Below are 618 nucleotides of genomic sequence, written 5' to 3'. Positions count from 1 at the left end.
AGTGATCGAGTGGTGGAGGCTATGCGAGTGAGAATGCAGGCATGAGTAGCGAAACACGGGTTGGAATCCCGTGCACTGGATGACTAAGGGTTCCAGGGTCAAGTTCATCTTCCCTGGGTTAGTCGGGACCTAAGGCGAGGCCGACAGGCGTAGTCGATGGATAACGGGTTGATATTCCCGTACCGGTGAAGGACCGTCAAAGACTGAAGCTGCTGATACTAACGCGGTGTGACTGCTGTCTGGCCTTCGGGTTGGGTGTGTGGTTGTGCTTCGGACCTGAGGTGGTGTGTAGGTGAGCGTGTGGTGTGACGCAGGAAGGTAGCCGGGCCGCGCGGTGGTTGTCGTGGTCTAAGGTTGTAGCCCGTCAGGTAGGTAAATCCGTCTGGCGTATAAGGGTGAGAGCTGATGGGCGTCCCGTTTAGGCGGGGTGATCCGGTGATCCTATGCTGTCGAGAAAAGCATCGGCGTGAGGTTTGATCCGCTCGTACCCTAAACCGACACAGGTAGTCAGGTAGAGAATACTAAGGTGATCGAGAGAATCGTGGTTAAGGAACTCGGCAAAATGCCCCCGTAACTTCGGGAGAAGGGGGGCCACCCATGTGAAGGATCTTTACGGTC

At 55.8% G+C, this 618-nt stretch carries 1 rRNA gene; it reads left to right on the top strand.

The window, feature by feature from the left end:
* Positions 1-618 (top strand): 23S ribosomal RNA (locus tag NQ034_RS16070); the annotation flags it as partial.

Origin of the sequence: Brevibacterium moorei (genome assembly GCF_024580735.1) — a bacterium.
Taxonomy (GTDB): domain Bacteria; phylum Actinomycetota; class Actinomycetes; order Actinomycetales; family Brevibacteriaceae; genus Brevibacterium; species Brevibacterium moorei.
Note: the sequence above shows the minus strand (reverse complement) of the source record. Positions and strands in the feature narration are given on the sequence as shown.